This is a genomic window from Gramella sp. AN32 (genome assembly GCF_023718305.1).
In the GTDB taxonomy this organism is placed as follows: Bacteria; Bacteroidota; Bacteroidia; order Flavobacteriales; family Flavobacteriaceae; genus Christiangramia; species Christiangramia antarctica.
Genome location: NZ_QEYO01000045.1, coordinates 1 through 1,474, shown reverse-complemented (window position 1 = coordinate 1,474; position 1,474 = coordinate 1). Strand labels below are relative to the sequence as shown.

General features: G+C 42.1%; 1 protein-coding gene. It reads left to right on the top strand.

Annotated features, from left to right (window positions below):
- Window positions 1–1,474: outer membrane beta-barrel family protein (locus tag DHD80_RS19790; RefSeq protein ID WP_251743201.1), on the top strand; the 1,474-nt coding region annotated here is incomplete at both ends.

The window sequence follows — 1,474 nt, the reverse complement described above, 5'->3', positions numbered from 1 at the left end:
TAAATATTAAAGGGGGCTTCCCTTCTATTGAAACTTATAACAATGCCGATCCGCATAAGAGATATGGCATAGATGCTACCTATAACCTTCGCAGGGGTGACTGGAATATTTCCCTGGGCGCCAATTATCAGCGCAACGATCTGGGAGGAAGACGCGAGGGGGATGTATTTACCATTATTAATGATACACTTACCCGGTTTCCCTCCACCGGCGAACGAAGTTTTGATGAGATTAATTATAGCGGTAGGTTTAGCGTAGATTATACCCCGGACACCACCAATACATATTCCCTTGGTTTTTTTGCCGGTAAACGTACCAAAGACAGGCTGGCGGATATTGTTTATTATGATAACCATGCCATTACCCCTGCACCCAACGGGGAACGTATACGTACATTTCAGTATTTCAATCATAACCTGAGGACCAGGCGAGGAGATTTTATATTGGGAAGTTTTGATTATTCCCACCTCTTTGCGAATAATTCGAAACTTTCTACTTCGCTCCTATACGAATATACCCTACTTGGAGGCCCTACCGAAAACGATAATTTAGGTTTTCCTGACAATAGTATTATCTATCAGCAAGAGTACAATACTAACGACAATCCCCTTCAGGGTATACGATTTCAGTTGGATTATGCCTGGAGTCCCTTTTCTTTTGGACAGTTGGAAACGGGCTATCAGTACCGTAATCTTGATCATACCGGTGATTTCGTTTACGAAAGGCGTAACAATGCCTCAGGGAACTTCGAACTTGTTCCGGAATTCTCCAGTGAAGTAGATTTGTACCGGCAAATTCATTCGGCCTATGTTCAGTTTAATGGAGAGGAAGGCTCTTGGGAGTATGCTGCGGGATTGCGCATGGAAGCCATGGACCGTGAATTTGACCTTCGGGATAAACAAGGTTTGGTAGATACTACATATACCTATGATTATATCAAACCTTTTCCTTCGGCTACTATTCAATACCGCTTAAATAATACAACAAAAATTAAGGCCTCTTATAGTAAAAGGGTCGAGCGCACCACTACCTTCAAAATGAATCCATTTCCGGAGCGGGAGCATTCTGAAACCCTGGAACAGGGCGATCCAACATTAAACCCAGAATTCATTGATCTGGTTGAATTGGGCTTGACGAAAAATTTTAAGGGAGGAAACTCACTCTATGCTACGGCCTATTATCGGAACGTCAAAAACTTAGTGAACCGGGTAAACACCGTGTATAATGATACGATATTGAACAGGATCTACTCCAATGTAGGTACGGGTAATTCTTATGGTATGGAAATAGGGCTTCAGCTAAAACCCACCGAGAACTGGACCAATTTTATCGGGGGAAATTTTTATAATTATTCCATAGAGGGCGTATTTGACAACCGGAACGTAGACAGTGAGGCTTTTGTATATTCGGTCAATGCCAATAGCACCTATGACTTTTCAAAAACCGCTTCAGCCCAGTTTACCTTAAATTATTT